Consider the following 26,871-nt stretch of genomic DNA (forward strand, 5'->3'; position numbering starts at 1 on the left):
ATGATGGAGGTTATATCAGGAGGTTATTATAAATGGAAAGTTTTGTTTTTGAGTATGCAACAAAGGTTTATTTTGGCAAAGGCACTGCAAAAGAATATCTGGCAAAGGCGCTTTCCACCTATGGAAGAAATGTTATGCTTGCCTATGGCGGCGGTTCTATTAAGCAAAACGGCGTTTATGAAGAACTGACAGTCATCCTGAAAGACGCTGGAAAAACCGTGACAGAATTTTCCGGCATCATGCCAAATCCAACTTACACAAAGGTACAGGAAGGTGCTGCATTGGCAAAAAAAGAAAAGATTGATTTTATTCTGGCCGTTGGCGGGGGATCGGTCATTGACTGCTGCAAGATTATTGCAGCGCAGGCAATGATGGACGAGGACTTATGGGAAATGGAGATGGAACGACACCAGCTTCCCTCCGTCCAGCCGCTTCCTATGGGAGCGATTGTTACTGCCTCCGGTACCGGTGCGGAAATGAATGGCGGCGCAGTAATTACCAACGAAGAAAAGAAAATCAAAACCGGACTGTTTTCCGCTCCACCCCGCTTTGCAATCCTCGACCCGGAATATACCAAGTCCGTGCCACCTATGCAGGTGTTTTCTGGTGCTTTTGATACGCTGAGCCATGCCATGGAAACCTATTTTGGACGCTCTGACATGGACAATGTGTCCGATGATGTGGCATTGGCGATTATGCGGAATACGGTAGTCAATATGCGTCGTCTGCTTACAGACATCAATGATATGCAGGCCCGTGGCAATCTGATGTGGGATTCCGCTATGGCAGAAAACGGCATCCTCAAGGTTGGCCGCGTTACAGACTTTCAGGCACATCAGATTGAGCATCAGCTTGGAGCTTTTACCGATTGCAACCATGGCCAGGGGCTGGCTGTCATTCACCCTGCCTACTATCGCCATATCGTGAAGAATGCGGAGGAAAAGTTTACCCGGTTTGCAAAGATCGTGTTTAATGTTGATAATGCTAAGGCAGGTATCGACGCTCTGGCCGACTTTATCAGGGAGTGCGGACTTCCCACCAAAATGGGGCAACTGAAATCTAAAGTGGAGATTTCACCGGAGGTGCTGCGCAAAGTAGCTGATACCTGCAATATCATTAAATGTAATCCTCGTGAACTGAGTCGGGACGAAATTTATGAAATCCTGATGGAATGCATGTAAGGGAGGAGTCTTATGTCAGCAGAGAAAAACAATATTACTGGTTATTTTCGGGCATTGGATGAACTGAAATCATCTGATCCAGAGTTTGCCCGTTTTTTTATCCATTTTGCCTTTGATGAAGTTGTAAATCACGCTCCGCTGGAACCGAAAACCCGCATGATAGTAATTCTAGCGACATTGTTAGGATGCCAGGGTCTTGAACTCTATCGGGATATGCTGCCGGTTGCTTTGGAGAACGATGTTACACCGGTAGAAGCAAAGGAAATCGTTTATCAGGCGGTCGCTTATCTGGGCATGGGGCGTGTCCTTCCATTTTTGAGAGTCACCAATGAGATTATGCAGGAGCGAGGTATTGCTTTGCCGCTTCCTCCGCAGGCAACTACGACGCTGGAAGATAGGGGCGAAAAAGGGTTGCAAACTCAGGTCGATATTTTCGGTAAGCGTATGCGGGAAACTCTAAACAACGAACCTGCCGAAACACGCCATATTCGGGAATGGCTAGCGGGCAACTGTTTTGGCGATTATTACACCAGAAACGGCCTGAACTATGCGCAGCGGGAACTGATCACTTTTTTCTTTCTTGCCGCACAGGGAGGTTGCGAAGCACAGCTTTTGAGTCATGCTACTGGAAATATGTTGGTCGGAAATGATAAATCGTTTTTGATTCGGGCTGTTTCACAATGTATCCCGTATATCGGCTACCCACGCGCATTGAACGCTCTGCGTTGCGTTAATGAGGCCGCTGAAAAACTGAACAAAATCAAAGAGTAAGGAGAGGAGTAACCAATGAAATACAGAAAACTTGGAAAAGATTTAGAAGTTTCTGCAATCGGTTTGGGCTGTATGGGTATGAGCCATGGTTATGGGCCTGCGGCAGATAAGCAAGAAATGATTAAGCTTATTCATACGGCAGTTGACAGAGGCGTTACTTTTTTTGACACTGCCGAGGTTTATGGCCCATACGCAAACGAGGAATTGGTGGGTGAAGCGCTTGCGCCATTCAAAGGAAAAGTTGTAATAGCGACTAAGTTTGGCATTAAAATGGTAAACGGCAGACAAGTGCTTGATAGTAAGCCGGAGACAATCAGAAAATCGGTGGAAGGTTCTCTTAAACGGCTTAAAGTTGATACAATTGATCTGTATTACCAGCATCGTGTTGATACAGATGTACCTATTGAGGAAGTAGCCGGAGTAATACAGGATTTAATTAGGGAAGGCAAGATTAAGTATTGGGGACTTTCTGAAGCAGGGGTTAATACCATTCGCCGCGCGCACTCAGTCCAGCCGCTTACTGCAGTCCAAAGTGAGTATTCAATGATGTGGAGATTTCCTGAAGAAGAAGTGCTTCCCACTCTAGAGGAACTCGGTATCGGTTTTGTTCCATTTAGTCCGCTTGGAAAGGGATTCCTAACAGGAACAGTTGACAAGGATGCAACATTTGACAGCTCAGATTTTCGGAGTATTGTTCCCCGTTTTAAACCGGAAAATTTGGAAGCAAATCAGGTCTTGGTTGATTTAATCAAAAAAGTTGCCGCAGATAAAAACGCGACGCCTTCCAAAATTGCACTTGCATGGGTTCTTGCACAGAAACCATGGATTGTTCCGATTCCCGGCACACGCAAATTAGAGCGTCTTGAAGAAAATCTTGGGGCGGCAGAGATTAATCTGACTTCTGATGAGCTCAATACTTTAAATGATGCTCTTTCCAAAATAAAAGTTTATGGGGATCGGTACCCGGCAGGCTCCGATTATGCAAACAGAGCAGGTAAATAACGAAGCGGGTGTTATTAAATTGGATGAATTAATGATATTTTCGCCTTGAATCAATAAAGCCTGATTCAAGGCATTTTCTTTTCTATTCGACAAAAAGTAACAATAATTACTAAACAGAAAGGCGGAATTTACATTGCACCATATTTCGCAAAGAAAAAATGAAGCAATATCCATGAGCGCGAACAAGACAAATTCGGCATGACAACACCTGCCGGACTTAAATTGTAGTTGAGCGTATGGCGGGTGCTGCCGTGTAGGTTGGAGCTGACGAGGTTGATATTGTATGGTATGGACTTCATGCAATATCAAGCGGTTCTCTGCCAATATACATAAGGCAAAAGCTATACGCCGGAAAAGATTCCATCCCCGTATAAAAAAGCAATACAGCGCAAAAAGCGATGACGACCATACTGGCAGGGCGCTGCTTGATAGAATAGTTTTTGCGGCCGAGTTTACGAATTTCAGTAAACTCGGCCGCTTTTGTCTTTGCGCCTTTTTCCCTGGGTGCCGCAGTCCTCCCCACCTCCTTTCCCTGAGCTTTCGGGAAAGGAGGTGGAAACGGATGGACAAGAAGTATTTCATTGAACTAAACGGCAGGCAAATTCCGGTCAGCAAGGAAGTATATTATGCCTTCAAGCGTCCTGCTTGGAAAGAACGCAAGCGCAGGCAGGTTCGCGAGGAAAAGGAGCTTTCGCTTGAAGCGTTTGCGGATGCAGGGTTTGAGATTCCTTCCGGGCAGGCGCTGGTTGACGAGATTGTCGAGGACAAGCTTTTGCTGGACATGCTGTCCAAGGCGCTTTCGGAATTGACCGACGAGGAACGGTTACTGATTGATGAGCTGTTCTACAACAGCAAATCGGAACGTCAAGTAGCGAAAGAAACCGGAATATCGCAAACCACACTTAATTATCAAAAAAACAAGATAATTAAGCGGCTGAGAAAAAAGTTAAACTTAGAATAAAAAATTTTCGTTCAACCGCCCCCTTGCTTTCCTTTGGATTGTGAGGGGTTTTTTTTATTGCCTTGAAACGGAGGTGAAGGACATGAGAAAAAGTGCAAATGCCGCTTTGACGCAGAGCGAGGAAACGACGGAAGAACTGGTAGGCATCCTGACCGCCATCAGCGTGGTGTCAAAGCGGCTGGCAAAAAAACTGGCGATGCTCGAAAAGCCGCCTGACGAAGGGAGGGACAAAACGGATGCAACAGCCGAAACCGCTTCTGCACATGCCAATCAGAGCCGCGCCATATAAGCATCAGATCGACGCTTTCAATTTCGTATGCGGCAAGTTCGGGCTGATTCCGGCAAGCGGGATGCCATCTTCCGGCGCGGCTCTGCTCATGGAAATGGGTACCGGAAAGACCATAACAAGCATTGCGGTCGCCGGCGCTTTGTATCAGGCGGGTAAAATCCACAGGGTTCTGGTGGTGGCCCCGCTCTCCATCCTTGGTGTTTGGGAAGAGGAATTTGCTAAGTTTGCAGACTTTGATTACACATTAGCAGTGCTGTCGGGAAGCAGTACAAAGAAAGCGGATACTCTTCGGCATATGCGCGGCTCTCCCCTGCAAGTCGCGGTGATCAATTATGAATCGGCATGGCGTCTGGAAAAGGAACTTGCCGCATGGAACCCCGACATGATTATTGCCGACGAAGGCCACAAGATTAAAACCCATAACATTGCGGCTTCCAAGGCCATGCACCGGCTGGGCGCGCGGGCAAAGTACAGGCTGCTGCTCACAGGGACGGTCATTACCAACAAGGCCATCGACGTGTTCAGCCAGTACAAATTCTTGAGTCCCGCCGTCTTTGGCCAAAGCTTCTATGTGTTCCGCAACAGGTATTTTGATATGGTCGGCTACGGTCAGCACACGCCGGTGCTGAAAAAATCAATGGAGCAGGATTTGATGAAAAGGCTCCACAGCATTGCGTTCCGGGCGACCAAAGCAGAATGCCTTGATTTGCCGGAAACCACCGATATTGTGCGGTACGTGGAGATGGAACCCGCCGCCATGAAGATTTACCGGGATCTGGTCAGGGACAGCTATGCCGAGTTGGGTCATAGCGAGGTGACGGTGACAAACATACTTACCCGCCTGCTCCGGCTGTCGCAGATAACCGGAGGTTTTATCGGCGGCGACGAAGGCGGCCCGGTTCAGCGCGTCAGCACGGCAAAGCAGGAGGCGCTGGAGGATATTATCGAGGACGTTTTGCAAAGCGGCAAAAAGTTGGCGGTCATGGCGCGGTTCATTCCGGAAATCAACGCCATCTGCAGGCTCCTTGAGAAAAAAGACATTGGGTACTCGCTTCTAATGGGCGGCGTGAAAGACCGGGAGGAACAGGTGGCGGCGTTTCAAAACGACCCGGAGGTTCAGGTGTTTGTCGGACAGATCGCCACAGCGGGGCTTGGCGTGACGCTCACCGCCGCCAGCACGATGGTGTTCTATTCACTCGACTACAGCATGAGCAATTTCGAGCAGGCAAAGGCCCGCATCCACCGCGTAGGGCAAAGGGAGAACTGCACCTATCTGTACCTGACGGCAAAAGGCACCGTCGATGAGAAAGTGCTGAAGGCGCTGAGGGACAAGGCGGATCTGGCGAGGATGCTGGTGGACGATTACAGAAGCGGGCTCAATCCTTTTACGGCAGGGGGTGAAAAAACATGAACGAGCAAGGCGAAAAAATGTTTGAACTGGCCGAGCAGCTTAAAGAACTCAAAGACCTGAAGAAATCCGCCGAGCAGGAGCTCAAGGAAATCAACGACAAAATCGACGAGACGGAATACCGCCTGTCGGAGCTGATGGCGGAAACCGAAACGCAGAACTTTACCCGGGGCGGCGTGATGTTCTACCTCACCGGCACGACGAGGGCTTCAGCTGCCGCGGGCCGGAAAGAGGAGCTGTACTCCGCGCTCAAAAAAGCCGGGTTCGGAGATCTGGTCTATGAAACGGTCAACGCCAATTCCCTGTCGGCCTTTGTCAAGGAGCAGATGGAAGAAAACAACGATGAGCTTCCCGGCTGGCTTTCAGGACTTGTGAACGTCTTTGAAAAGACCTCGGTCGGGATGCGCAAGGCTTCAAAATAATCAATTTAGGAGGTTTTCAAGATGTCAAGCAAAAAAGAAATGGCGTTAACCAGGCAGGATAACGGTTTTTTAAGGCTTGCCGATTTCAACATGGCAGGAATGATGGCAGAAGAGCTGGACGGCCTGGATATGAGCTTTGAGCGGATTAAAATCCCGTCGGCGGGCAGCACCGTATTTGAAGTGCCCGGAGAAAACCCGGGGGAGCCGGACACAGTCAGGGAATTTTCGGCGGTAATTTTGTACCATCATCCGCTTCATGCTTACTACAAGACCAAATACACCGGAGGAAACCAGCCGCCCGACTGCGGAAGCTTCGACGGCATAACCGGCGAAGGCGACCCCGGAGGAAATTGTGCCGCCTGCCCATTGAACCGGTTCGGCACCGGCGAAAACGGCAGCAAGGCATGCAAGAACCGCCGCAGGATCTATGTGCTGCGCGAAGGCGAGATTTTTCCGCTGCTCTTGTCCCTCCCAACCGGCTCCCTTAAGGAATTTACCAAATACATCAAGCGGCTGCTGTCCAAGGGCAGGAAATCCAACAGCGTGGTCACGCGCTTTTCGTTAAAGAAAGCCACCAACAGCGGCGGTATTGCCTATTCGCAGGCGCAGTTCGCTATCGACAGGCCGCTCACTTCCGAGGAATACGCGCTTATCGGCAAACTGTCCGAGCAGGTCAGGGAGTACAGCAGGCGGGTCGGTTTCGAGGCGGACAATACGGCTGAAACGGACATTGATGAAGCGCCGTTTGCGGATCCCGAAACCGGCGAGGTAATAGAACCTTTGAAATAAAAAAGAAACAGGCTTGAAGTTTGGGGGCAGGATTTATTCCTGTTCCCAGCTTTAAGCGTCGAGGAGGGACTATGGAATACAGATGCGTAACAGATTTAGCGGAATTACGGGACTATATCGATAAAGCGCGCTTAATTGCATTCGACTTTGAAACCGCGCCCCGGGAGGAATACCGCAGGGATGAAAAGGCGGCGCTGGACGCGCATAAGGCGGATATTGCCGGTGTGAGTTTTTCAGTTTCCGAAGGAACGGCCGTTTATGTTCCGTTAAGGCATAAAACAGGAAAGAATGCCGGTTCGCCGGATAAGATCATGCAATGGCTGGCAGAGAGGGTGTTTGCCAATCGAAAGGTTGTAAAAATCGCTCACAACCTGAGCTTTGAGGCGATGTTTCTGTACGCCCTTGGCATCGTGCTGCAGCCGCCCTGCTATGACACCATCGCGGCGGCGCAGATGACGCTGAAAAGCAATACAGCTTTCAGGACACTTGCAGACAGCGGGTTGAAAACGCTGGCGCAGGAGCTTTTCGGCGCGGAACTTCCAAGTTTTGAAACGGTTACATCAGGCAGATATTTCGATGAATTGGATCCGCAGGACGAAGAAACCATCCGCTATGCCTGCGCCGACAGCGATTTTACCCTGCGACTGTATCATCTGTTCAATAACTGGTTTGACCGGTATCTGCCGAAGCACCGATTCATTGTTGAAAAGCTTGAATCGCCCGCGGCGATTTATGTCGGTTTGATGAAGTACAATGGCCTGCTTGCGGATGAGGAACTGGTGCTTAAAAAACAAGCGGAGGCTGAGGAAAGGATTAAGCAATTAAAAGAAGAGATCGCTTTTATGATCGGCGACGTGAATATCGGAGCAAATGCCAGCACATCGGCTTTCAAGAAATATCTGTACGACGATTTGAAGCTGCCAGTGTTCAAAACGACGGCCAAATACCAGGAAGCCATGGACGACGAGGCCATGATCCTGCTTGCAGAATGGTGTGCGGAAAACCGTCCGGAGCTTGCGGAGTTGTTTGTTCTGGTGCAGGAGTACCGCAAATGGGGAAAAATCAAATCCACCTACATAGACGGGTATCTGGAGCATATAAACAGCGTCACCGGCAGGATTCATCCTGACCTGTTTCCGCTGGGCACCGAGACGGGACGTTTTGCGGCAAGAAATCCAAACCTTCAAAATATGCCGAGGGCGGACAGCGACGAGATCGGTGTCCGCAATTTCTTCATTGCTCCAACAGGTAAAGCGTTGCTTTCGCTGGACTTTTCCCAGATCGAGCTTCGTGTCGGCGCGTTCTACTGCCGTGACGGGCGGATGCTGGAAACATATAGGAACAATGGAGACATTCATGCCCAGACCACATCCGTTATCTACCGCATCCCTTTCGAGGAGGCGGCGGACAAAAACGCCGAGCATTACAAGGAACGCCGCGCCATCGCCAAAAATTGCAACTTCGGCGTGTTCTACGGCCTATTCCCAAAGGGGCTACAGCGGAACCTAAAATTCAAGGCGGGACTTAATACTCCGCTTGCGGAATGCGAGCGGATCATCGAAAACCTTAAAGCAGGTTACCCAAAGCTCGCCTTGTGGCAGGAGGAGACGAAAAAGCGCGCGGCATCAAGGCGCTATACGGAAACCTGGCTGGGCAGGCGGCGCTATCTGCCGGACATCGCCTCCTCCGACTGGGGCAAAAAGAGCTTTGCCGAGCGGTGCGCGCTAAATACCCCAATTCAGGGAATGGCGGCGGATATTTTGAAGCTGGCGCTAGGCCGCATCATTGAGGGACTACCCCGGAGGATGTGGCTGCGACCGGTTTTGCAGATCCATGACGAGCTGGTGTTTGAACTGCCGGAAGACAAGGTGCGCGAGGCGGGGGCATTTATTAAAGCCTGCATGGAAGAGCGGCCTTTTGAGGAGTTTGACGTGCCGATTGTTGCAGAAGCGGCATTCGGAGTGAGGTTTGGAGAATTAAAGGAAATAATCGAGGGGGTTAATACATGAACATAAGCAAATACAACGCCGAAGGATACCTTGATCTGACGGCTTATGAAGCTCTGCTGGCTATTGAGCGGGGGGCAAAAAAAGCGGCATTCCGTCCGCTGGTGTTCATCTGCTCGCCGCTGGCAGGCGATGTTGAGCACAATTTGGAACAGGCAAGGCGCTGCTGCCGGTTTGCCGTAATGAAAGGCGCAATACCGCTGGCGCCCCATCTGCTGTTCCCGCAGTTTATGGATGACGGCGATAAAACCGAAAGAAACCTTGCCATCTTTATGGGGTTGGTATTGCTCTCAAAATGCCATGAACTGTGGCGTTTCGGCAATAAAATATCCCCCGGCATGGCGATAGAACTGGAAAAGGCAAAGCGGCTCGGCATCCCAATCCGGCATTTTACCGGGCAATGCGCGGAGGTGAAGGAACATGCAAGGGCTTAAAGCGCCGGGTATTCCCATCGAGGAGTTTCTGCGCCCGTTTTTCGACGCGGGCGAAACGGTCTGCCTGCGGATATTCAGCGACCGGAAGGACCCGGCCTTCAAGGGCGCGAAGCTTGAGTGCCCGGCGGGCAGGATCGGCGGCATGGTGGAAACCTTGAAAAAGCATAACGCAAAGAATCGGGGCATTTTCTTTGTCGTAAACTACGGCGGCCATGAGGACGCGGATATAACCCGCATCAACGCCCAGTTTGTGGAGTGCGACAGCCTGAGCTTCGAGGATCAGCTTGCCGCAATTGAAGAATTTCCGCTAGAGCCCTCGCTTATCGTCAAAACTAAAAAATCATTGCACACATACTGGCTGATGAAGAATGCCAAAGTCGAGGATTTCCGCCGGGTGCAAAAACGCCTGATTGCCAAATTCAGCGGCGATCCGGCCTGTATAAACGAAAGCCGGGTGCTGCGCCTGCCGGGCTTTTACCATTGCAAGGAAGAGCCGGTCATGGTGGAGTGCATCAAATTCAGCCCCGAGCTGCGCTATACGCAGGCGGAGCTTGAAGCGGCATTGCCGGAGATCCGGGAAGAGCCGAAACCCGGCACACCCGCTCCGAAAGGAACGCGAAAAGGCCTTGAGCTGGTTGGCAGGCGGTGCCTGTTTATACAGCACTGCAGGGACAATGCAAAGACGCTTTCGGAGCATGACTGGTATGCAATGATTGCGAACCTTGCGGTTTTTGAAGGCGGAGACCGACTGATCCACGCCTTGTCAAAACCGTATCCTAAGTACAGCCATAAAGAAACGCAGGACAAAATCAATCATTTTCTGGAGAGCGGCACGAAACCCATCACCTGCAGAACGATCGCGGAAAAGGGCTTTAGGTGCCCCAAGCTGGAGGACAGTTCCTGCGGCTGCAAGGCTCCGGCCGCCCTCTGCTACAAGCCGCTTTCCGTGGAGGAACTGCGCGAATTTCTGTCCGGGCAGCCGGTTGCAAAGTCGGCGGTGGACAACGTGCAGAAAGCGCAGGATTTTGTCAGAGATTTTCTGTACAATGCGGATCCGGTTGTTGCCGGGACGTTCATTGAATACGAAATGAAGGAGCATTATGGGCTCAAGACTCCGGCAGTCAAATCCCTTTCCGCATTGCAGAAGGATCTTTTCAAGGAATACCGGGAGAGCAAGGAAACAAAGCGGGAAACCATGGGAGAGGAGCTGCCGGACTGGTACGAACCCTCCGAGCGCGGCGGCCTGCGCTTTATCCCGGGCCTGCTGGCCAGTTTCATGTCCAAAAACGTCAGCGCCTTTTACGGGGCGGAAAGCTATTACATCTACGAAAACGGCGTATACAAAGCGGCGTCCGATCTGCAGGCGGCGGCCAGGGTGCGCGGGCATCTCATCGAGCGGTACGCCACCATGTCGGCAATCAACGATACGGAGGGCCAGTGGCGGATGCTCATTTACAAACCCATCCGGGAAATCAACTGCAACCCTTTTATCATCAACCTGAAAAACGGGCTGTACAACGTGCTGGACGGGAGCTTCAAGGCGCACACGCCGGAGTACTATTCTACGGTGCAGCTCAAAGCCTCGTACAATGAAAGCGCCGAATGTCCGAAATTCATGGCCTTCCTTCAGGGCATTCTGGGAGACGCGGAAATCCATCTGATGCAGGAGATCTTCGGATACCTGCTCATCCCGGTCAACAAGGCGCAGAAGAGCTTCGTTCTGGTGGGTGCGCCCAACGCGGGCAAATCGACGCTTCTTTCGGCGGCGCAGGAAATCCTGCTCGGGAGCGAAAACGTCAGCAACATCCCGTGGCAGTCGCTTTCCGACCGCTTCAAGACGGCGGAATTATTCGGAAAGCTTGCCAACATCTTTGCCGACCTGCCGTCAAAAAGCGTGGACGACAACGGCATTTTCAAGGCGCTCACCGGAGAGGACTACATCACCGCCGAGCGCAAGAACAAGAATCCTTTCAGCTTCAAGCCCTACGCCCGGCTTCTGTTTTCCTGCAACGAGATCCCCCGCAACTACGGCGACCGCAGCGAGGGGTTCTACCGCAGGCTCATCATCATCCGGTTTGAAAACCCGGTGCCGCCGGAAAAGAGGGACCCGAACCTCATAGAGAAACTCGCGGCGGAGCGGGACGGCATCTTTATGTGGGCGCTTGAGGGGCTTAAGCGCCTGATTGCGAACGGCTATGCGTTTTCGGAAACCGAAATGACTAAAGCCGAGCTGCAGAGATACAAGGTGGAGAGCAACAGCGCCCTGTCGTTTGTGGAGGAATGCTGCGTGCTGGATAATGATGCGGAATGCGTCCGTGAGGAGCTGTTCCAGGCGTACAGGGACTATTGCCTGAAAAACGGCTTCAAGCCGATGTCACAGGCCAATTTCAACAAGGATATTGAAAGCCTGGGCGAGCGCGTGGAGCGCGGGCTTGAAAAGGTCAGCCGCCGCAAAACATGGCGCGGCATACGCTTGGAGATGCGATGATTTATGAGAATGTGCAAACATATTGAACGGGTCCGGGACAAAAACGAACGGGCCGCGAACCGCTTTAAAATGCGTCAAAGCCTTGTAATATCAGGCTTTGAACGGGGTGAACCACTTTTTCCTATTTCTTATATAGGAACCAGAACAGCAAGGGGTATATAGAGAGAAATTAATATATATAAAAGAATATGGATAAAAACCCGTTCAACCCGTTCAAAGCGGCAAAAATACTGGGTTTTCAGCACCTAAAACTGGTTCGCGACCCGTTCGCTCCCGTTCAAAACCCGTTCAGGGACTAAGGAGCGGAATTATGGCGGAAAGAGATATCGTAAACGCAATCATGCGGTATTTAAAGTCTGTGCCGGAATGCTTCTGCTGGAAAGAGCACGGCGGCATGTACGGCACAGCCGGTTTGCCGGACATTATCTGCTGCATTAAAGGCAGGTTTGTCGCCTTTGAGGTGAAAACAGCGTCCGGCAGGCTGACAAAGCTTCAGGAAGCGGCGATGCGTAAAATCAAGGCTGCAAAGGGCGAGGCCTTCAAAGTAACAAGCGTCGGGGATGTCAGAGCCGTCATAGATGGCTTATCCATTCTTGAAAACTTGGAGGTGGGCGCTCGTGATAGCGTGGAGATACATAGACAAACCGGCGGCGACGATCGCCGCCATCAAGGACTACAACAGCATGCGGAATGTCATCAACATTACTCCGCAGGAGATAAAAGAACTTTATGACCGAATGATCAGTCCCCGCGCGGCTAAGATTACCGGCCTTCCGAAGGCGCGGAACCCGCGAAGCGGCGAGGAAGCGCTGGCGGAGTCTCTTGACAAGCTGGACGTGCTTCAGGAACGCTACCGCCAGGCGATAGAATACATGGACTGGTTTGAACCGGCGTGGGGCACCTTGACCGATGAAGAACAGCATATCCTGCGTGAGTTTTACATGACCGGAAACCAACGCTCCGGCGCGGCTGTAAGGCTTCAATGCGAGCTAAATTACAGCGAAAGGCAGATTGAACGCCTGAGAAGCAAAGCGCTTTCACGTCTTTCCCTTATGCTGTTCGGCAAATAAAAGATGGCGGTTTGATGGCGGTTTGTTTGCCTTGTTCTGTGCTATACTTATAACATGAAATAATATGTTAAAGCCGAAGAAGCCTTTGGGGCAAACGCCCTGAGGGCTTTTTCTGTGCATGGGAGATGGAGCTATGCCGAAAAAACCTAAGCGCCCGTGCAGCTATCCCGGCTGTGCGGAGCTGACGGACGAAAGATACTGCGAGAAACACCAAAAGGAAATGGACGCAAGATACAACAAATATGAGCGCGACCCGGCAACACGAAAACGCTACGGCAGGAGTTGGAAGCGCATCCGGGACAGGTACATAGCGGAGCATCCGCTTTGCGAGGAATGCAAAAAGGCCGGAAGGCTCACTCCGGCCGAAGAGGTGCATCATATTATCCCTTTATCCAAAGGCGGAACCAATGAGGACAGAAACCTTATGAGCCTGTGTACGAGATGCCACTCTTCGATCACTGCTCGCGAAGGAGAGCGATGGGCAAGACGGTAGGGGTGAAGTGCTCCCCTCAGCGTGGACAACATGAGCAAGCTTTGAAACCGAGTCCTCATTCCATGGTATAATGTAAATGCTTTACCAATACGCAGGATAGGGCAACGCTGGAGAGCGACCTGAGCGGCGTATTGGGTTTGCGGGGAAGGCGATGTCGTCAGGCATCGTCTTTTTTATGTGCGCCCAGCATGGGCGCAATCTAACGGGTGAAAGTCCCGAGTGCGGGTTGATAGTGCCAAGCACATAGCCAAGAGCAAGGGTGTCCATCGTGAGGTGGAATCTGAAGGAAGCTGGCGGCAAACTTCTGGTCTGACGAACAGGAACTACATCAGGCATATGTATGCTGGGTGAGATTGCATAACAAATCAAAGCCCTAAACTATCCGGAAGCATACGGTGTAAATGTGGCAGATATATGGAAGGAAAGATTGCGTTCTTACCTGGGGAGGTCTCACGGACGTGTGGAAACAGAGTATGAAACACGGTTGAAATAAGATTTGCCGTGAGGAGTCAGCAGAGGTCATAGTACTCTGTGTAGTCGACGACACGGAGGAAGGACTGAACTTTAGGAGGTGAAAGTAAATGAATGTTACTGAGAATGGAATGAAATACAGACAACCTCTAAAAGAGGGCTATCTGCAGAGAGTACCTGCGGAACAGGAAGGGAATGCAGAAGTGTATGCTCCATCAAGGATAACTGAAAACAACATCACCGACACAGACTCGTTGACAGGGGGATTGCTAGAGAAAATACTGGATAGAGACAACATGAACAAGGCATTCAAGAAAGTGAAATCCAATAAGGGAGCTTGCGGAATCGATGGGATGGGAGTGGAGGAACTTCTACGATATCTCAAAGAGAACGGACAGCAACTAACTCAAGCAATCCAGGAAGGTAAATATCGTCCGAATCCTGTAAGAAGGGTAGAAATACCCAAAGAAGAAAAGGGAAAGGTAAGAAGACTTGGAATTCCGACAGTAGTGGACAGAGTAGTACAACAAGCGATAACGCAAGTACTATCACCAATATTTGAGAGACAGTTTTCGGATAGTAGTTTTGGATTTCGCCCAAAGCGTAGTGCACACGACGCCATTCGAAGATGTCAGAAGCATGTAGATGAAGGCTACAAATATGTAGTGGACATGGATTTGGAGAAATACTTTGATACAGTCAATCAAAGTAAACTGATTGAAGTTTTATCAAGAACCATAAAAGACGGAAGAGTAATTTCACTTATACATAAGTTTCTACGAGCCGGAGTCGTAATAGGGCACAAATTCGAGGGAACAGAAGTTGGAGTGCCACAGGGCGGACCACTAAGTCCGCTATTAAGTAACATCATGCTGAATGAACTAGATAAGGAACTGGAACGCAGAGGACACAGATTTGTGAGATATGCAGATGACATGGTCATTCTCTGCAAGAGCAAAAAGAGCGCAAAGCGGACACTGGAAAACATTCTTCCATACATAGAAGGGAAGTTATTCCTTAAAGTGAATAGGGAGAAAACAGAGGTTGGACATATTAGTAAAGTTAAGTTTCTTGGGTACACTTTCTATAGACACAAAGGACAAACGAGGGTGAGAATCCACCCTAAAGCTGTTGCAAAGATGAAAACAAGAATTAAAGAACTGACAGCGAGAAGCAATGGAATGGGAAATGAACAGCGAATCTTCAACTTAAGAAAGTATATCATAGGATGGATTAACTACTTCAAACTGGCTGATATGAAACAACTGCTTAAAGACACGGATGAGTGGATGAGGCGAAGAATTCGCATGATTTACTGGAAACAATGGAAGAAGGTCAAAACAAAATACCGAGAACTCAAAAGACTAGGAACCAACGAGAGCAAGGCTTGGGAATTCGCAAATACAAGAAAAGGCTATTGGAGAATATCCAACAGCCCAATTCTAAATCAATCACTTAACAACCAAACTTTAAAGAAGTTAGGTTTCTTATTCTTTTCTGATTATTATCAACAAGTGTGTGTAAACTAGAGAACCGCCGTATACCGGACGGTATGTACGGTGGTGTGAGAGGTCGGGAAAATTATTTAATTTTCCCTCCTACTCGATTGCCTTTCCCGGAAACCAAAGCGTTAAACTCCGGGGGGGGCGGGGGCGGAGCCCCTGACATTGCATTCATCGCTTATGCAGGATAACGGATACACCCCTGTTTTTATGTACTCATAGTACTCGTTCGGTGAAAGCTTTGCAAGCGACCATTGGTAATGTTCGTTGTTGTAGTAATCGATCCAATCCAGCACTTTCCTTTGAATCTGCTGATGAGCGTCGCTGTTAAGCAGGCGTATTTCGTCCTTCATGTGCCCAAATAAGCTCTCCTGCGGGGCGTTGTCCCAACAGTTGCCCCGGCGGGACATCGATCTGCGCAGCTCATAGTTCCCCAGTATCTCAACAAACTTGGTGCTTGTGTAATGGCAGCCTTGATCCGAATGTATCAGCGTATCGGTGCGAAGCTCGCCGCCATGGTTATTTATCAGCTGTTTGACCGTATCAAGAACAAAATCCACCTCAAGGGAAGTACTGCATACGCAGGCCAGCACCTGCTTCGTAAACGCATCCATGATCACCGAAACATAGGTGTACTTCAGAGAGCCGCCCGCATGGTGGGAATAGCGAGGTATGTAGGTTATATCTGTCAGCAACACTGTTCTCGGGCCAAAAGCCTTGAATTGCCGGTTTAAAACATTCGGAGCGACATTGTTCGTCTGCATAGCCTTGGAAATCCTGCGATATGGGTTCGGCTTGCGGATGGGACAGCGGAGGTTGTACTTTGCCATAAGCCGCCGTATTTTCTTTGGATTCATAACAACCGGCGGCTTCTGATGCAGCAAGCGCATATGTATGCCCCTGACGCCTTTGTCATAGCCGCGATACTGAAATGCCAGCAGAATCAGCTCAAAATCCGCTCGATCCTGCTCTTCAAGCTCCTTCCGTTTCTTTTCGCAAGCGACCCAGTTGTAGTAGCCGGAGCGGGAAACGCCGGCGAGCTTGCACAACTCGGAAATGTTGAGAAGATTGTTGTCGCGGCTGATCGTCACGCGTATTATCTCATATTTTACTGAAGGTGCTGCGTTCATATACATGGCTACTTTTTCTCCTGTCCCGCCAAGATAATTTTTTTTAGAAACTCTATCTCCTGGGACATGTATGCAACCTGATTGTACATTTGCGCAATGTCGGCCTCGCTTAACACCGGCAGCTTCGATTTGTTGGATCTGCGCGGCGGTTTGGGAAAGTCGTAGGTCTTTTCAGGCTGATCGACCTGCGGCTCGCTGCCCTCGGTAAAGGAAAGCCCTTTCTCTTTCTGATGCCTGAGTGTTTTTAGAAGACCATTGATCCTGCTTCTTGTCAGGATCGCCGTGTTCAGCCCGGCATCTTCAAATATCTGTTTCGGGTCGACGCCATCGCAGTATCTTTGCCAGAAATGCTCCTTGAAAGCCTTTGTATATGATACGGATTTCCTTGAAACATAGCTGATATGCGGCGAGTCCAGCAGCTCATGAATTTGTTCGGCGGTGAGCTCAACATGCTCATACTTCCCGTCGTCCCTTTTCTTTGGGCGGCCTGCTCCGGGACGCGCGCCGCCCCTGTTCGTACCATCCTTTGCCATTGAAATCCTCCTTTTGGAGAGCGAAGAAGTCGTTTGAATTATCATAGCATGATTTGGTGTCCATTTTATGAATTCCAAACTTTTTTATCTGTCCATGATATTGATTCCCTCACTCGGTTATTTGTCCAGCGTTTTGATTTCTCGCTTCCAAATTCATTTCAATGGTTGTCCATTTTTTAGGGTGCATATCAGGGGCGGTCAAAATCTCCGGTGGATATGTTTCGTGCAACGGGCGTGGGGCTTCGTGCAAAAAGTCGCAGTTTCAAACGGGGTAATAACCCCTAATAAGAAAAGAGGTGAGTTAATGGCCAAAGATGGTACAAATCGAGGTGGTGCTCGTATTGGATCTGGTCAGAAAAAGAAAGCACTTATAGATAAAATTGCTGAGGGAAATCCCGGCAAGAGAAAGCTAGAAATCATCGACTTCAAAAATACCGCTGACTTAAAGGGGCAGGAAATGCCAAAGCCAAGGGCCATGCTCTCAGCAGTGCAAAAGGACGGGAAAACCCTAGTAGCCAGTGAGATTTATGAAATTACTTGGAAATGGCTTGAGGAGCGAGGCTGTGCCCATTTGGTGCTTCCACAGCTTCTAGAACGATATGCCATGAGTGCAGCCAGATGGATACAGTGTGAGGAAGCGGTAACCGAGTTTGGTTTTCTTGCCAAGCACCCAACTACCGGCAATGCTATTCAAAGTCCTTATGTAGCTATGAGTCAGAACTTTATGAGCCAGACAAACAGGCTCTGGATGGAAATATATCAGATCGTTCGTGAAAACTGTGCGACAGAGTATTCCGGTGCAAATCCACAGGATGATGTGATGGAACGACTGTTGACTGCCCGCAGAGGAAAATAAAGATGAGGAGATATATAATGAGTAAAAGATATTTAACAGCTGAAAGTGTATGTGCTGGACATCCTGATAAACTATGCGACATCATAGCAGATAGCATTTTAGAAGCATGTTTACGTAAAGACAAAGCATCACGTGTCGCTTGTGAGGTAATGGCAACCAAAGGGAAAATTATCGTGGCGGGCGAAATCTCCTGCAGCGAGAAAATAGACATCCGATACATTGTTAGGAATGTCCTTAAAGAGATTGGATACAACCCTCTTAAATTCTTGATTTATGTATTTGTACACAAACAAAGTGTAGATATTGCAACTGGCGTGGATACTGCACTGGAAGTAAGAAATGGGATAAACGAACAGTATGGTTCGATAGGTGCTGGAGACCAAGGAACTGTGTATGGCTATGCTACAAAGGAAACAGGAGAAATGCTTCCCCTACCCCTTGTACTATCTCACAGGATTGTAAAGAGACTGGATGATTGCCGAAAAGGGAAACTGATAAAAGGTATCCACCCAGATGGTAAAGCGCAGGTGACGGTGGAATATGAAGGAGACACTCCAGTGCGAATAAAGACTATTGTGATATCGGTACAGCATGATAAGAATAAAACACAGGAAGAACTAAAGACAGATATCCTTAACAATGTCCTATGGCAGTGCTTTGAGGACTTCCCATTTGATGATGAAACAGAACTTCTCATTAACCCCTCTGGTAGATTTGTCGAAGGTGGTCCCGCTGCCGATACAGGCTTAACTGGTAGAAAAATTATGGTTGATACCTATGGAGGACTTGCATCCCATGGAGGTGGCGCACTTAGTGGTAAAGACCCCACCAAGGTTGACCGAAGCGGTGTCTATATGGCTCGGTACATTGCAAAGCATATCGTCTGGTGTGGTTATGCAAAGAGATGTGAAGTTAGTATATCCTATGCCATTGGTAAGGCAAATCCTGTAGCCTTTTATGTAAATACCCTTGGCACAGGTATTGTTTCTGACGAAATATTAACTCTTGCTGCACAGGAAGTTTTCAATTTAAGACCTGCAGCCATTATTGAAAATCTACGTCTTAGAAATGTGATTTACTCTGATACAGCTGTTTATGGTCACTTTAATAGTTGTCTATTCCCGTGGGAGGATGTAAATAAGTACAGTGAATTTAGAAAGGCGGTGGAAAAGTATGTTGATAGAGAAGATAAAAACTAAACAACTCATCCCCGCTGAATATAACCCAAGGAAGGATTTAAAACCGGGTGATCCGGAATATGAGAAACTTAAACGCTCCCTTGAGGAGTTTGGATATGTAGAACCCGTAATATGGAATAAGACTACAGGCAGAGTCATTGGAGGCCATCAACGTTTGAAAATCCTGCTGAGTATGGGCATGGATGAGATAGAATGCGTAGTTGTTGAAATGGATGAGCAAAAGGAGAAGGCGCTGAACATTGCACTAAATAAAATAAGTGGTGATTGGGATAAAGACAAATTAGCACTTCTCATCACGGACTTAAATGCTTCAGACTTTGATGTGTCTTTGACAGGTTTTGACCCGGGAGAGTTGGAGGATCTTTTCAAGGATTCCCTTAAGGATAATATAAAAGAAGATGATTTCGATGTAGACAGCGAGCTGAAAAAGCCCGCTGTTTCGCATTTAGGGGATATTTGGCTACTTGGGCAGCATCGATTAGTCTGCGGAGACAGTACAAAGAAAGACACCTTTAATGTCTTGATGGATGGGAAAACTGCTAATTTGGTAGTTACGGACCCTCCATATAATGTTAACTATGAAGGCACTGCTGGAAAAATCAAAAATGACAATATGGCTAACGAAGCGTTCTACGATTTCCTGCTTGCAGCATTTCAGAACACCGAAGCAGTAATGGCGAAGGACGCTTCTATTTATGTATTCCATGCGGATACCGAAGGACTCAATTTTAGAAGAGCATTCTCCGATGCAGGATTTTATCTTTCCGGTACTTGTATTTGGAAAAAGCAGTCCCTTGTTCTCGGTCGCTCTCCTTATCAGTGGCAGCATGAACCTATTCTCTTTGGGTGGAAAAAGAAAGGCAAGCATAACTGGTATTCCGATAGAAAGCAGACCACCATCTGGGAATTTGAGAAACCGAAGAAAAACAGTGATCATCCTACGATGAAGCCAGTTGCACTTGTGGCCTACCCTATTTTGAATTCAAGCCTTTCTAATTGTATCGTGCTTGATCCTTTTGGTGGTTCAGGAAGCACACTGATTGCCTGTGAGCAGACAGATAGAATCTGCTACACCATTGAACTGGATGAAAAGTACTGTGATGTTATTGTAAAAAGGTATATTGAACAAGTTGGAAACTCAGACGGTGTGTTTGTTTTAAGAGATGGTTCGAAAATCAGATATTGTGACCTGCCGGAGGTGAATGCAGATGAGTAAATTGACACTCGGTTCTCTTTTTGATGGGAGCGGAGGTTTTCCTCTAGGCGGTCTGATCTGTGGCATTGAGCCTTTATGGGCATCTGAAATTGAGCCGTTTCCTATAAGAGTTACGACCAAACGCATCCCACAGATGAAACACTATGGGGATATAAACAAATTAAATGGTGCGGAGCTTCCACCTGTAGACATCATAACATTTGGCTCTCCCTGCACAGATATGAGTGTGGCGGGTAAAAGAGCTGGTCTGGACGGAGAACAATCCGTCCTTTTTTATGAAGCAATAAGAATTATCAAGGAAATGAGGTGTAAGACCAATGGACAATATCCAAGGTATGCAGTCTGGGAAAATGTCCCCGGCGCATTCTCGTCAAATAAAGGGGAGGACTTTAGGGCAGTCCTCGAAGCGGTCATCGGTGTCAAAGAGCCGAACACCTCAGTGCCTTTACCTGAAAAAGGACGATGGCCATACGCTGACATCTATATGGGAGACGGATGGAGTGTGGCTTACCGAACTATCGATGCGCAATATTTCGGAGTCCCCCAGCGTCGTCGTAGAATCTACCTTGTCGCAGATTTTGCAGACAGATGTGCCGGAGAAATACTATTTGAGTCCGAAGGCATGCCAAGGAATTTTACGCCGAGCGGCAGCCCGTGGCAAAGAACTGCCGGAAATGCTAAAAACAGCACTGGAAAAACAGGCGATAGCATAACTTGTTTAAATGACCAAGGCGAGAAAGTGATGTCTGTTTCGGAGGATATTACCGCAACACTTCGAGCGGAGGAACACGGACATCAGCCTTGCGTCATGCAGTCAAGCGGATTTTGTACCGAACACAGCGCCAAGAGTCGAAGTGTAGGATATGAGGAAGAACGTTCCCCTACCCTTCGAGCAGGTGTTGTTCCAGGTGCAGTCATGTCCTTTGAACCGGGCGCTGCTTCTCGAGTTGGTGGCCATACTGATGAAAATTTAAGTGGATCCCTTCGTGCAAACATGGGAGATAACCAAACGGCTGTTGTTATTGAAAATCATCCAACTGATAGTCGTGTAAAACTCTCAGAGGATAATAAAGTACAGACGCTAACCTCTCGTATGGGAACTGGCGGTGGGAATGTACCTCTTATTATGAATACACCTAAAACATTAAAAATCCGCTCTGGCTGTGAAGGTGGTGGTAAGGGGGCTTTGATACAGGATGATAAGTCTGCCACTCTTGGATGCAATAATGACCAGACCGTTTTTGTACCTACCGCATATGGCATCTGTTCTGATAAGAGCAACTCCATGCTGTCAAGCAATCCACATAGCGGTATATATGAAGCGGATACTTCTCGAACCATTGATGCCAATGGAGGAAATCCAGGGTGTAATCAAGGTGGCATGGTAGTAGTTGCTCTACAAGGCTCGATGATTGGAAGAGAGGATAAAAATGGTCCCCAAGGAAGCGGTATAGATGAGGATGTTTCTTTTACACTTAATACCGCTGATCGTCATGCTGTTGCCTATGCCATGACTACTGGAGCCTATGCCCAGGTTGAAGAAGATAAAGCGCCAACGTTATTGTCGAGAGATTATAAGGATGCCCCTGTTGTGACTCAGCCATCTTACGGTATTGATAGGGCAGCTTTTAACCAAGGAAAGAACGCACTATATAAACCTGCTATAGATGAAGAGCAGCAACCTACACTCACGGCAAAAGGACCTGGAGCAGTGGCACACCCAGCTTCGTTTTATCCTCAGATGAAAACTGAAAGTCAATACTACAGGCAGGACGGTACTTCAAATACGATAATCAATGGAACTAATTCAGGATACCAAAATGGATTGGTTGAACCAGACTATATTGTTCGAAGGCTTACACCAACGGAATGTGCAAGATTACAAGGCTTTCCTGATGATTGGTGTGATGACCTTGGGACGGAAAATCCTACAGAAGATGAAATTTCATTCTGGACGGAGGTTTGGGAAACCCATCGCAAAATCATAGGTAAAAGCAGCAAGCCAAAAACAAGAAAGCAAATTATAAAATGGCTTAACAACCCCCATTCCGATTCAGCTGAGTACAAAATGTGGGGTAATGGTGTAGCACTTCCATGCGTCTGTTTTGTGCTGACTGGCATTGTGTTATCTGCACGGAATACCGCCGATTAATGGAACAGTATTTTCTACAGAAAGATGCCCTAAATGACTTGATATTAACAGCCTTTAGAGTGATATATGTATGTACCGAAAATAGAAAGGCGGTATAAAAATGCAGATAAACTATAATGTCACAGGAGCAAAAAGAAAAGAGTTAGTCAACGCAATCAGCCAAAAACTGAATGCTCCTGTAAGATATCTTGGAGCACCTACATTTGCATATGAGGTGGCAGACTACAATATTGACAAAAATGGAGTAGTCAGAGGACCAGATAATTCTGAACTGGTTGATGCTCTATTAAGCTTTCATGACTTCAAGGCAGCTACGGAAGAATATGACACACCACTTCCAAAAGCAGAGCTTGTTCCTGAAAATATTCAAATTCCCTATGAAGCGGCTCTTGGTGGAAGGGTAAGCCCATATAATGATTACGAAGAATCTCCCGTATACAGCGAATCAAATGAAACCGAAGAAGCTATTAGTTTGATTATTCAAATGCCGAGGGAGGGTTTTAGCGAAACTGCACTTGGTAACCTAAAAGGATTGGTAGAAAGCAAAGAAACCCTTATAAAGAAAGCACTTGATACTGATTCTATTCCCATTATCATAAATGAGGAATTTATAACCTTCCCTTGGTTCCAGAGTGAGTGCTCCGCAGAGGAGGTTAAGGCTTATACCCACTTTGTAACAGCACTTTGTGAAATGGCAAAGAAGCAGACCCGCGTCAACTCGACCGAGAAATCAGTGGAGAATGAAAAGTACGCTTTCCGTTGTTTCCTTCTAAGACTTGGCTTTATCGGGCCAGAATACAAAACAGAACGAAAGATTCTTCTCTCCAAACTGTTGGGTAGCTCTGCTTTCAAAAGCGGAACTGCTAAGCATGAGGAGGTGAGTGAATAATGAATATCATTCACCCAGAAATGCTAAAGCAACTTAGAAGTTATTACACTCCAGGAACTCGTGTCATGCTACTTAAAATGAATGACCCTTATACCAAGCTTCAGCCTGGGGCTAAAGGTACGGTTACTAGTGTTGATGACATGGGTACCATCCACGTCAGTTGGGATTCAGGCAGTTCCCTAGGAGTGGTATTTGGAGAGGATTTATACAAGAAAATCGAAGAGTAAACATACACTTTTAAGCCCAATATGGCAGTAAATATGTAGATTTATATTGAAGAATTGTCTTGCTATTTAAGCCTTTTAGAGTGATATATGTACATGCCGAAAGGATAAACACACTTTAAAAGGAGTGAGGTACGATGTTAAGCGCAAAATTCGGAATCGAAATTGAATTTACAGGAATTACAAGAGAAAAAGCAGCCAGGGTCGCTGCAGAATTTTTGCAAGGCAATTACAGTGAAGGCGGGACTTACTACGACACCAAGAAGGTAAAAGCTCCAGATGGGCGCGTGTGGAAGTTTATGTACGATGGGAGCATCAACTGCCAAAGAAAAGAAGGTAGAAGAAAAGTAGCTGCAGGTAGAGATTATAGCGTTGAGCTGGTTAGCCCAATCCTAACCTACCGGGAGGACATTGAAACTTTGCAGGAGCTAGTAAGAAAGCTTCGAAAGGCTGGAGCCTTTACAAACACTTCTTGTGGAATTCACATTCATTTAGATGGCTCCAATCATACACCAAGAAGCATCCGAAACTTTGTAAATATTATTGCAAGTAAAAACGATCTTTTTTATAAAGCACTACAGATTGCGCCAGAGCGAATGCGCTACTGCAAGAAGATGGATAGCATTTTAGTTGAGAAGATGAACCACAAAAAGCCAACAACCATGAGACAGATTGAGGACATTTGGTATGAAGGCTACAGCGAAAGCAGGGGTACACATTATCACAATAGTAGATACCATTTCCTTAATCTACATAGCTTTTTTACTGGGAATCATACGGTTGAGCTAAGAGGCTTTAACAGCGAGCTGCACGCAGGCAAGGTAAGAAGCTATATTGTTCTTGCCTTAGCTTTAAACAACCAAGCTTTAACACAAAAATTTGCCTCTGCGAAGAAGCCTCAAGTAGAAAATGAAAAGTTTGCCATGAGAACCTACCTAAACCGTATTGGTTTTATAGGAGAAGAGTTCAAAAACTGCAGAGAGCATTTAACAGCAGCGCTTTCAGGTTATGCAGCTTGGCGGTTTCGGGCGGCTTGAGCTGCCCTAAGGCCCTAAACTAGGAAGGAGGAAAGCAATGAGTAACAAACTATATCTTGCCTATGGTTCTAATCTTAATCTGGAGCAAATGGCAAACAGATGCCCCACAGCCAAGGTAGTTGGGGCAAGTATAATAAAAGGTTATCGGCTGCTTTTTAGAGGATCACACGCGGGAGCAGTGGCAACCATAGAGCCTTTCAAAGGCGAAAGTGTTCCAGTGTTAGTCTGGGATATCACACCGGCAGATGAAGCGGCTCTTGACCGCTATGAAGGATGGCCATTTTTATATCGTAAAGAAACCATTAAAGTGAGATTGAATGGTAAAACTGTTCAGGCTATGGTCTACATCATGAATGAAGGAAGGCCATTAGGCCAGCCAAGCTGTTATTATTACAGCACCATTCTAGACGGCTATAAAAGTGCAGGTTTTGATGTGGAGATTCTGCGTAAAGCGGTAGCGGATTCTTTTGAGGAGGATAATGAATGTACCAAACCATAAAAAAACAAATACTTGCCATTCGAGATTCAGGTGAAACAAATATGTTTGATATCCCGATTGTGACTAGCATTGCTTTAAGAGAAGGCTATAGTAAGCTAGTAGATTACCTTGAAAAGGATAAAGAAGCATATGTCCATTTTATTCTGACAGGGGAAGACAAAACAAAATAAAATAGCCTAATCAACTATATAAAATATTAAGGAACTCTTAGGGGGTTCCTTTTTTCGTATCCATAAGGAGGTGGCGGCTATACGTAAACTAAAAAAATATAAGCCGACCATCTTTAAGGCGGATGGTTCGGTATATGATAAGGACGCTGCAGATAATGCGGTGTCTTTTATTAATTGCTTAAAGCATACCAAGGGAGAATGGTATGGGCAGCCATTTGAATTGATAGACTGGCAGGAACAGATTATCCGCGATGTTTTTGGAATTTTAAAGCCCAATGGCTACCGTCAATTTAATACTGCATATATCGAAATCGCTAAAAAGCAAGGAAAATCTGAACTTGCAGCAGCGGTTGCCTTACTGCTTACTTGTGGCGATTTTGAGCATGGTGGTGAAGTATATGGATGTGCATCTGACAGACAGCAAGCTTCCATTGTTTTTGATGTAGCAGTGGATATGGTAGAACAATGTCCAGCTCTGAAAGCAAGAATTAAACCGGTACTATCGCAAAAACGACTTGTTTATAAACCTCTAGGTAGTTTCTATCAAGTTTTATCTGCAGAGGCATATACCAAGCATGGACTAAATGTGCATGGTGTGGTATTTGACGAACTTCATGCTCAGCCAAATAGACAGCTTTACGATGTCATGACTCATGGCTCTGGTGATGCAAGAAAGCAGCCACTGTATTTCTTAATTACGACTGCCGGAAATGATACACACTCCATTTGTTACGAGGTGCATCAAAAGGCTAAAGACATCCTTGAAGGGCGAAAGGTTGACCCTACATTTTATCCAGTTATTTATGGTGCTGATGAGAATGATGACTGGACCGATCCAAAGGTGTGGGCGAAAGCCAACCCCTCAATGGGCATTACCGTTGACATAGAAAAGATTCATATTGCTTGTGAAAGTGCAAAGCAAAATCCAGCAGAAGAGAACCTGTTTAGACAACTCCGTTTAAATCAATGGGTTAAACAGTCGGTACGCTGGATGCCTATGGAAAAGTGGGATAAATGTGCATTTACTATAAACCCAGAAAGCCTTGTAGGGCGTGCATGCTATGGTGGTTTGGACTTATCTTCTACCACTGACATTACAGCATTTGTTCTTATCTTCCCGCCTGAGTATGAGGGAGATAAATATATCATCCTTCCCTATTTCTGGATTCCGGAAGATAATCTGGATCAAAGGGTAAAGCGTGATCATGTACCTTATGACGTATGGGAGAAACAGGGGTTTTTACACACCACTGAAGGAAATGTGGTGCATTATGGTTACATTGAAAGTTTTATTGAAGAACTTGGTATGAAATATAACATCCGAGAAATAGCCTTTGACCGTTGGGGAGCTGTGCAAATGACTCAGAACCTAGAAAACCTAGGATTTACGGTAGTTCCTTTTGGTCAGGGATTTAAAGATATGAGTCCACCTACAAAGGAATTAATGAAGCTTACCTTAGAGGAGAAACTGGCCCATGGTGGACATCCGGTTTTGCGATGGATGATGGATAATATCTTTATACGTACTGATCCTGCTGGGAATATCAAGCCTGATAAAGAAAAATCAACTGAAAGAATCGATGGAGCTGTCGCTACCATTATGGCTCTTGACCGAGCAATCCGCAAAGGTGGATCAGGAAATTCTGTTTATGACGGTCGAGGGCTTCTTATTTTGTAGC

The 26,871-nt window shown here is 47.3% G+C and carries 26 protein-coding genes and 1 pseudogene; 25 read left to right on the forward strand and 2 right to left on the reverse strand.

Features of this window, described 5'->3' with window-relative positions:
- Positions 1-32 precede the first annotated feature (32 nt).
- The 15 genes and pseudogenes from X929_RS01165 (at position 33) to ltrA (ending at position 15,314) form a co-directional block, all read left to right on the forward strand.
- Positions 33-1,181, forward strand: coding sequence for an iron-containing alcohol dehydrogenase (locus X929_RS01165; protein ID WP_103066239.1), 1,149 nt, complete (start codon positions 33-35; stop codon positions 1,179-1,181).
- Between the two features lie 12 nt (positions 1,182-1,193).
- On the forward strand, positions 1,194-1,952 hold the full coding sequence (locus X929_RS01170; protein ID WP_103066240.1) for a carboxymuconolactone decarboxylase family protein: 759 nt from the start codon (positions 1,194-1,196) through the stop codon (positions 1,950-1,952).
- 15 nt (positions 1,953-1,967) lie between these two features.
- A complete protein-coding gene (locus tag X929_RS01175) occupies positions 1,968-2,954 on the forward strand; it encodes an aldo/keto reductase (RefSeq protein WP_103066241.1) in 987 nt (328 codons plus the stop codon).
- A gap of 562 nt (positions 2,955-3,516) precedes the next feature.
- Positions 3,517-3,915: a sigma-70 family RNA polymerase sigma factor gene (locus X929_RS01185; RefSeq protein WP_103066243.1), complete on the forward strand. Its 399-nt coding sequence runs from the start codon at positions 3,517-3,519 to the stop codon at positions 3,913-3,915.
- Positions 3,916-3,997: 82 nt separating this feature from the next.
- Complete coding sequence (locus tag X929_RS01190) at positions 3,998-4,204, forward strand: hypothetical protein (RefSeq protein WP_103066244.1); 207 nt, start codon at positions 3,998-4,000, stop codon at positions 4,202-4,204.
- Complete coding sequence (locus tag X929_RS01195) at positions 4,152-5,615, forward strand: DEAD/DEAH box helicase (protein ID WP_169924906.1); 1,464 nt, start codon at positions 4,152-4,154, stop codon at positions 5,613-5,615. Before X929_RS01190 ends, X929_RS01195 begins: the two co-directional genes overlap by 53 nt.
- A complete protein-coding gene (locus X929_RS01200; protein ID WP_103066246.1) occupies positions 5,612-6,034 on the forward strand; it encodes a gp33 family protein in 423 nt (140 codons plus the stop codon). Before X929_RS01195 ends, X929_RS01200 begins: the two co-directional genes overlap by 4 nt.
- 21 nt (positions 6,035-6,055) lie before the next feature.
- Complete coding sequence (locus X929_RS01205; RefSeq protein ID WP_211286707.1) at positions 6,056-6,823, forward strand: hypothetical protein; 768 nt, start codon at positions 6,056-6,058, stop codon at positions 6,821-6,823.
- Between the two features lie 71 nt (positions 6,824-6,894).
- Entirely contained in the window at positions 6,895-8,832 is a 1,938-nt protein-coding gene (locus tag X929_RS01210) for a bifunctional 3'-5' exonuclease/DNA polymerase (protein WP_103066247.1), read from the forward strand.
- Positions 8,829-9,263 (forward strand): DUF7768 domain-containing protein, encoded by a 435-nt coding sequence (locus X929_RS01215; protein WP_103066248.1) that lies wholly within the window; start codon positions 8,829-8,831, stop codon positions 9,261-9,263. Before X929_RS01210 ends, X929_RS01215 begins: the two co-directional genes overlap by 4 nt.
- Complete coding sequence (locus tag X929_RS01220; RefSeq protein WP_103066249.1) at positions 9,250-11,751, forward strand: phage/plasmid primase, P4 family; 2,502 nt, start codon at positions 9,250-9,252, stop codon at positions 11,749-11,751. Before X929_RS01215 ends, X929_RS01220 begins: the two co-directional genes overlap by 14 nt.
- 310 nt (positions 11,752-12,061) lie before the next feature.
- Positions 12,062-12,346 (forward strand): annotated as a pseudogene (locus tag X929_RS01225) (VRR-NUC domain-containing protein); the annotation flags it as partial.
- A gap of 22 nt (positions 12,347-12,368) precedes the next feature.
- Positions 12,369-12,821 (forward strand): hypothetical protein, encoded by a 453-nt coding sequence (locus X929_RS01230; RefSeq protein ID WP_103066250.1) that lies wholly within the window; start codon positions 12,369-12,371, stop codon positions 12,819-12,821.
- Between the two features lie 133 nt (positions 12,822-12,954).
- Complete coding sequence (locus X929_RS01235) at positions 12,955-13,314, forward strand: HNH endonuclease (RefSeq protein WP_103066251.1); 360 nt, start codon at positions 12,955-12,957, stop codon at positions 13,312-13,314.
- A 581-nt stretch (positions 13,315-13,895) separates the two neighbouring features.
- Positions 13,896-15,314 (forward strand): group II intron reverse transcriptase/maturase, encoded by a 1,419-nt coding sequence (ltrA, locus tag X929_RS01245; RefSeq protein WP_103066253.1) that lies wholly within the window; start codon positions 13,896-13,898, stop codon positions 15,312-15,314.
- 101 nt (positions 15,315-15,415) lie between these two features.
- On the opposite strand, the gene X929_RS01250 is transcribed toward ltrA, so the two are convergent.
- Together X929_RS01250 and X929_RS01255 are read right to left on the reverse strand one after the other, a co-directional pair.
- The gene (locus X929_RS01250) at positions 15,416-16,423 is read right to left on the reverse strand and encodes an IS3 family transposase (RefSeq protein WP_103066254.1); all 1,008 of its coding nucleotides are present in this window, start codon (positions 16,421-16,423) and stop codon (positions 15,416-15,418) included.
- A gap of 2 nt (positions 16,424-16,425) precedes the next feature.
- Positions 16,426-16,950 carry an HTH domain-containing protein gene (locus X929_RS01255; protein ID WP_103066255.1) on the reverse strand — a complete coding sequence of 175 codons (525 nt, stop codon included), beginning with the start codon at positions 16,948-16,950 and terminating at the stop codon, positions 16,426-16,428.
- 304 nt (positions 16,951-17,254) lie between these two features.
- On the opposite strand from X929_RS01255, the gene X929_RS01260 reads away from it, so the two are divergent.
- The 10 genes from X929_RS01260 (at position 17,255) to X929_RS01305 (ending at position 26,870) form a co-directional block, all read left to right on the forward strand.
- Positions 17,255-17,806 (forward strand): P27 family phage terminase small subunit, encoded by a 552-nt coding sequence (locus X929_RS01260; RefSeq protein ID WP_103066327.1) that lies wholly within the window; start codon positions 17,255-17,257, stop codon positions 17,804-17,806.
- Between the two features lie 17 nt (positions 17,807-17,823).
- Entirely contained in the window at positions 17,824-19,005 is a 1,182-nt protein-coding gene (gene metK, locus X929_RS01265) for a methionine adenosyltransferase (protein ID WP_146255754.1), read from the forward strand.
- Positions 18,980-20,221, forward strand: coding sequence for a site-specific DNA-methyltransferase (locus X929_RS01270; protein WP_103066257.1), 1,242 nt, complete (start codon positions 18,980-18,982; stop codon positions 20,219-20,221). Before metK ends, X929_RS01270 begins: the two co-directional genes overlap by 26 nt.
- Entirely contained in the window at positions 20,214-22,373 is a 2,160-nt protein-coding gene (locus tag X929_RS01275) for a DNA cytosine methyltransferase (RefSeq protein ID WP_103066258.1), read from the forward strand. Before X929_RS01270 ends, X929_RS01275 begins: the two co-directional genes overlap by 8 nt.
- 100 nt (positions 22,374-22,473) lie before the next feature.
- Complete coding sequence (locus tag X929_RS01280; protein ID WP_103066259.1) at positions 22,474-23,262, forward strand: virulence protein; 789 nt, start codon at positions 22,474-22,476, stop codon at positions 23,260-23,262.
- Positions 23,263-23,282: 20 nt separating this feature from the next.
- The gene (locus tag X929_RS01285) at positions 23,283-23,489 is read left to right on the forward strand and encodes a DUF4314 domain-containing protein (RefSeq protein ID WP_211286709.1); all 207 of its coding nucleotides are present in this window, start codon (positions 23,283-23,285) and stop codon (positions 23,487-23,489) included.
- 134 nt (positions 23,490-23,623) lie between these two features.
- Positions 23,624-24,523, forward strand: coding sequence for an amidoligase family protein (locus X929_RS01290; protein WP_103066261.1), 900 nt, complete (start codon positions 23,624-23,626; stop codon positions 24,521-24,523).
- 37 nt (positions 24,524-24,560) lie between these two features.
- Complete coding sequence (locus X929_RS01295; protein ID WP_009052892.1) at positions 24,561-25,022, forward strand: gamma-glutamylcyclotransferase family protein; 462 nt, start codon at positions 24,561-24,563, stop codon at positions 25,020-25,022.
- Positions 25,007-25,192 (forward strand): DUF5049 domain-containing protein, encoded by a 186-nt coding sequence (locus X929_RS01300; protein WP_103066262.1) that lies wholly within the window; start codon positions 25,007-25,009, stop codon positions 25,190-25,192. Before X929_RS01295 ends, X929_RS01300 begins: the two co-directional genes overlap by 16 nt.
- Before the next feature lie 79 nt (positions 25,193-25,271).
- Positions 25,272-26,870, forward strand: coding sequence for a terminase large subunit (locus tag X929_RS01305; protein WP_103066328.1), 1,599 nt, complete (start codon positions 25,272-25,274; stop codon positions 26,868-26,870).
- Position 26,871 lies beyond the last annotated feature (1 nt).

The sequence above is a fragment of the Petrotoga olearia DSM 13574 genome (genome assembly GCF_002895525.1).
GTDB lineage: Bacteria > Thermotogota > Thermotogae > Petrotogales > Petrotogaceae > Petrotoga > Petrotoga olearia.

What these genes read in the sequence shown, in the direction of transcription:
- X929_RS01205 (WP_211286707.1), top strand. Translation starts at nt 6,056, where the DNA reads ATGTCAAGCAAAAAAGAAATGGCGTTAACCAGGCAGGATAACGGTTTT.
- X929_RS01300 (WP_103066262.1), top strand. Translation starts at nt 25,007, where the DNA reads ATGTACCAAACCATAAAAAAACAAATACTTGCCATTCGAGATTCAGGT.
- X929_RS01280 (WP_103066259.1), top strand. Translation starts at nt 22,474, where the DNA reads ATGCAGATAAACTATAATGTCACAGGAGCAAAAAGAAAAGAGTTAGTC.
- X929_RS01275 (WP_103066258.1), top strand. Translation starts at nt 20,214, where the DNA reads ATGAGTAAATTGACACTCGGTTCTCTTTTTGATGGGAGCGGAGGTTTT.
- metK (WP_146255754.1), top strand. Translation starts at nt 17,824, where the DNA reads ATGAGTAAAAGATATTTAACAGCTGAAAGTGTATGTGCTGGACATCCT.
- X929_RS01215 (WP_103066248.1), top strand. Translation starts at nt 8,829, where the DNA reads ATGAACATAAGCAAATACAACGCCGAAGGATACCTTGATCTGACGGCT.
- X929_RS01165 (WP_103066239.1), top strand. Translation starts at nt 33, where the DNA reads ATGGAAAGTTTTGTTTTTGAGTATGCAACAAAGGTTTATTTTGGCAAA.
- X929_RS01290 (WP_103066261.1), top strand. Translation starts at nt 23,624, where the DNA reads ATGTTAAGCGCAAAATTCGGAATCGAAATTGAATTTACAGGAATTACA.
- X929_RS01210 (WP_103066247.1), top strand. Translation starts at nt 6,895, where the DNA reads ATGGAATACAGATGCGTAACAGATTTAGCGGAATTACGGGACTATATC.
- X929_RS01250 (WP_103066254.1), bottom strand. Translation starts at nt 16,423, where the DNA reads ATGTATATGAACGCAGCACCTTCAGTAAAATATGAGATAATACGCGTG.
- X929_RS01255 (WP_103066255.1), bottom strand. Translation starts at nt 16,950, where the DNA reads ATGGCAAAGGATGGTACGAACAGGGGCGGCGCGCGTCCCGGAGCAGGC.
- X929_RS01190 (WP_103066244.1), top strand. Translation starts at nt 3,998, where the DNA reads ATGAGAAAAAGTGCAAATGCCGCTTTGACGCAGAGCGAGGAAACGACG.
- X929_RS01285 (WP_211286709.1), top strand. Translation starts at nt 23,283, where the DNA reads ATGCTAAAGCAACTTAGAAGTTATTACACTCCAGGAACTCGTGTCATG.
- X929_RS01185 (WP_103066243.1), top strand. Translation starts at nt 3,517, where the DNA reads ATGGACAAGAAGTATTTCATTGAACTAAACGGCAGGCAAATTCCGGTC.
- X929_RS01175 (WP_103066241.1), top strand. Translation starts at nt 1,968, where the DNA reads ATGAAATACAGAAAACTTGGAAAAGATTTAGAAGTTTCTGCAATCGGT.
- X929_RS01270 (WP_103066257.1), top strand. Translation starts at nt 18,980, where the DNA reads ATGTTGATAGAGAAGATAAAAACTAAACAACTCATCCCCGCTGAATAT.
- X929_RS01170 (WP_103066240.1), top strand. Translation starts at nt 1,194, where the DNA reads ATGTCAGCAGAGAAAAACAATATTACTGGTTATTTTCGGGCATTGGAT.
- X929_RS01200 (WP_103066246.1), top strand. Translation starts at nt 5,612, where the DNA reads ATGAACGAGCAAGGCGAAAAAATGTTTGAACTGGCCGAGCAGCTTAAA.
- X929_RS01195 (WP_169924906.1), top strand. Translation starts at nt 4,152, where the DNA reads ATGCAACAGCCGAAACCGCTTCTGCACATGCCAATCAGAGCCGCGCCA.
- X929_RS01295 (WP_009052892.1), top strand. Translation starts at nt 24,561, where the DNA reads ATGAGTAACAAACTATATCTTGCCTATGGTTCTAATCTTAATCTGGAG.
- X929_RS01260 (WP_103066327.1), top strand. Translation starts at nt 17,255, where the DNA reads ATGGCCAAAGATGGTACAAATCGAGGTGGTGCTCGTATTGGATCTGGT.
- ltrA (WP_103066253.1), top strand. Translation starts at nt 13,896, where the DNA reads ATGAATGTTACTGAGAATGGAATGAAATACAGACAACCTCTAAAAGAG.
- X929_RS01235 (WP_103066251.1), top strand. Translation starts at nt 12,955, where the DNA reads ATGCCGAAAAAACCTAAGCGCCCGTGCAGCTATCCCGGCTGTGCGGAG.
- X929_RS01220 (WP_103066249.1), top strand. Translation starts at nt 9,250, where the DNA reads ATGCAAGGGCTTAAAGCGCCGGGTATTCCCATCGAGGAGTTTCTGCGC.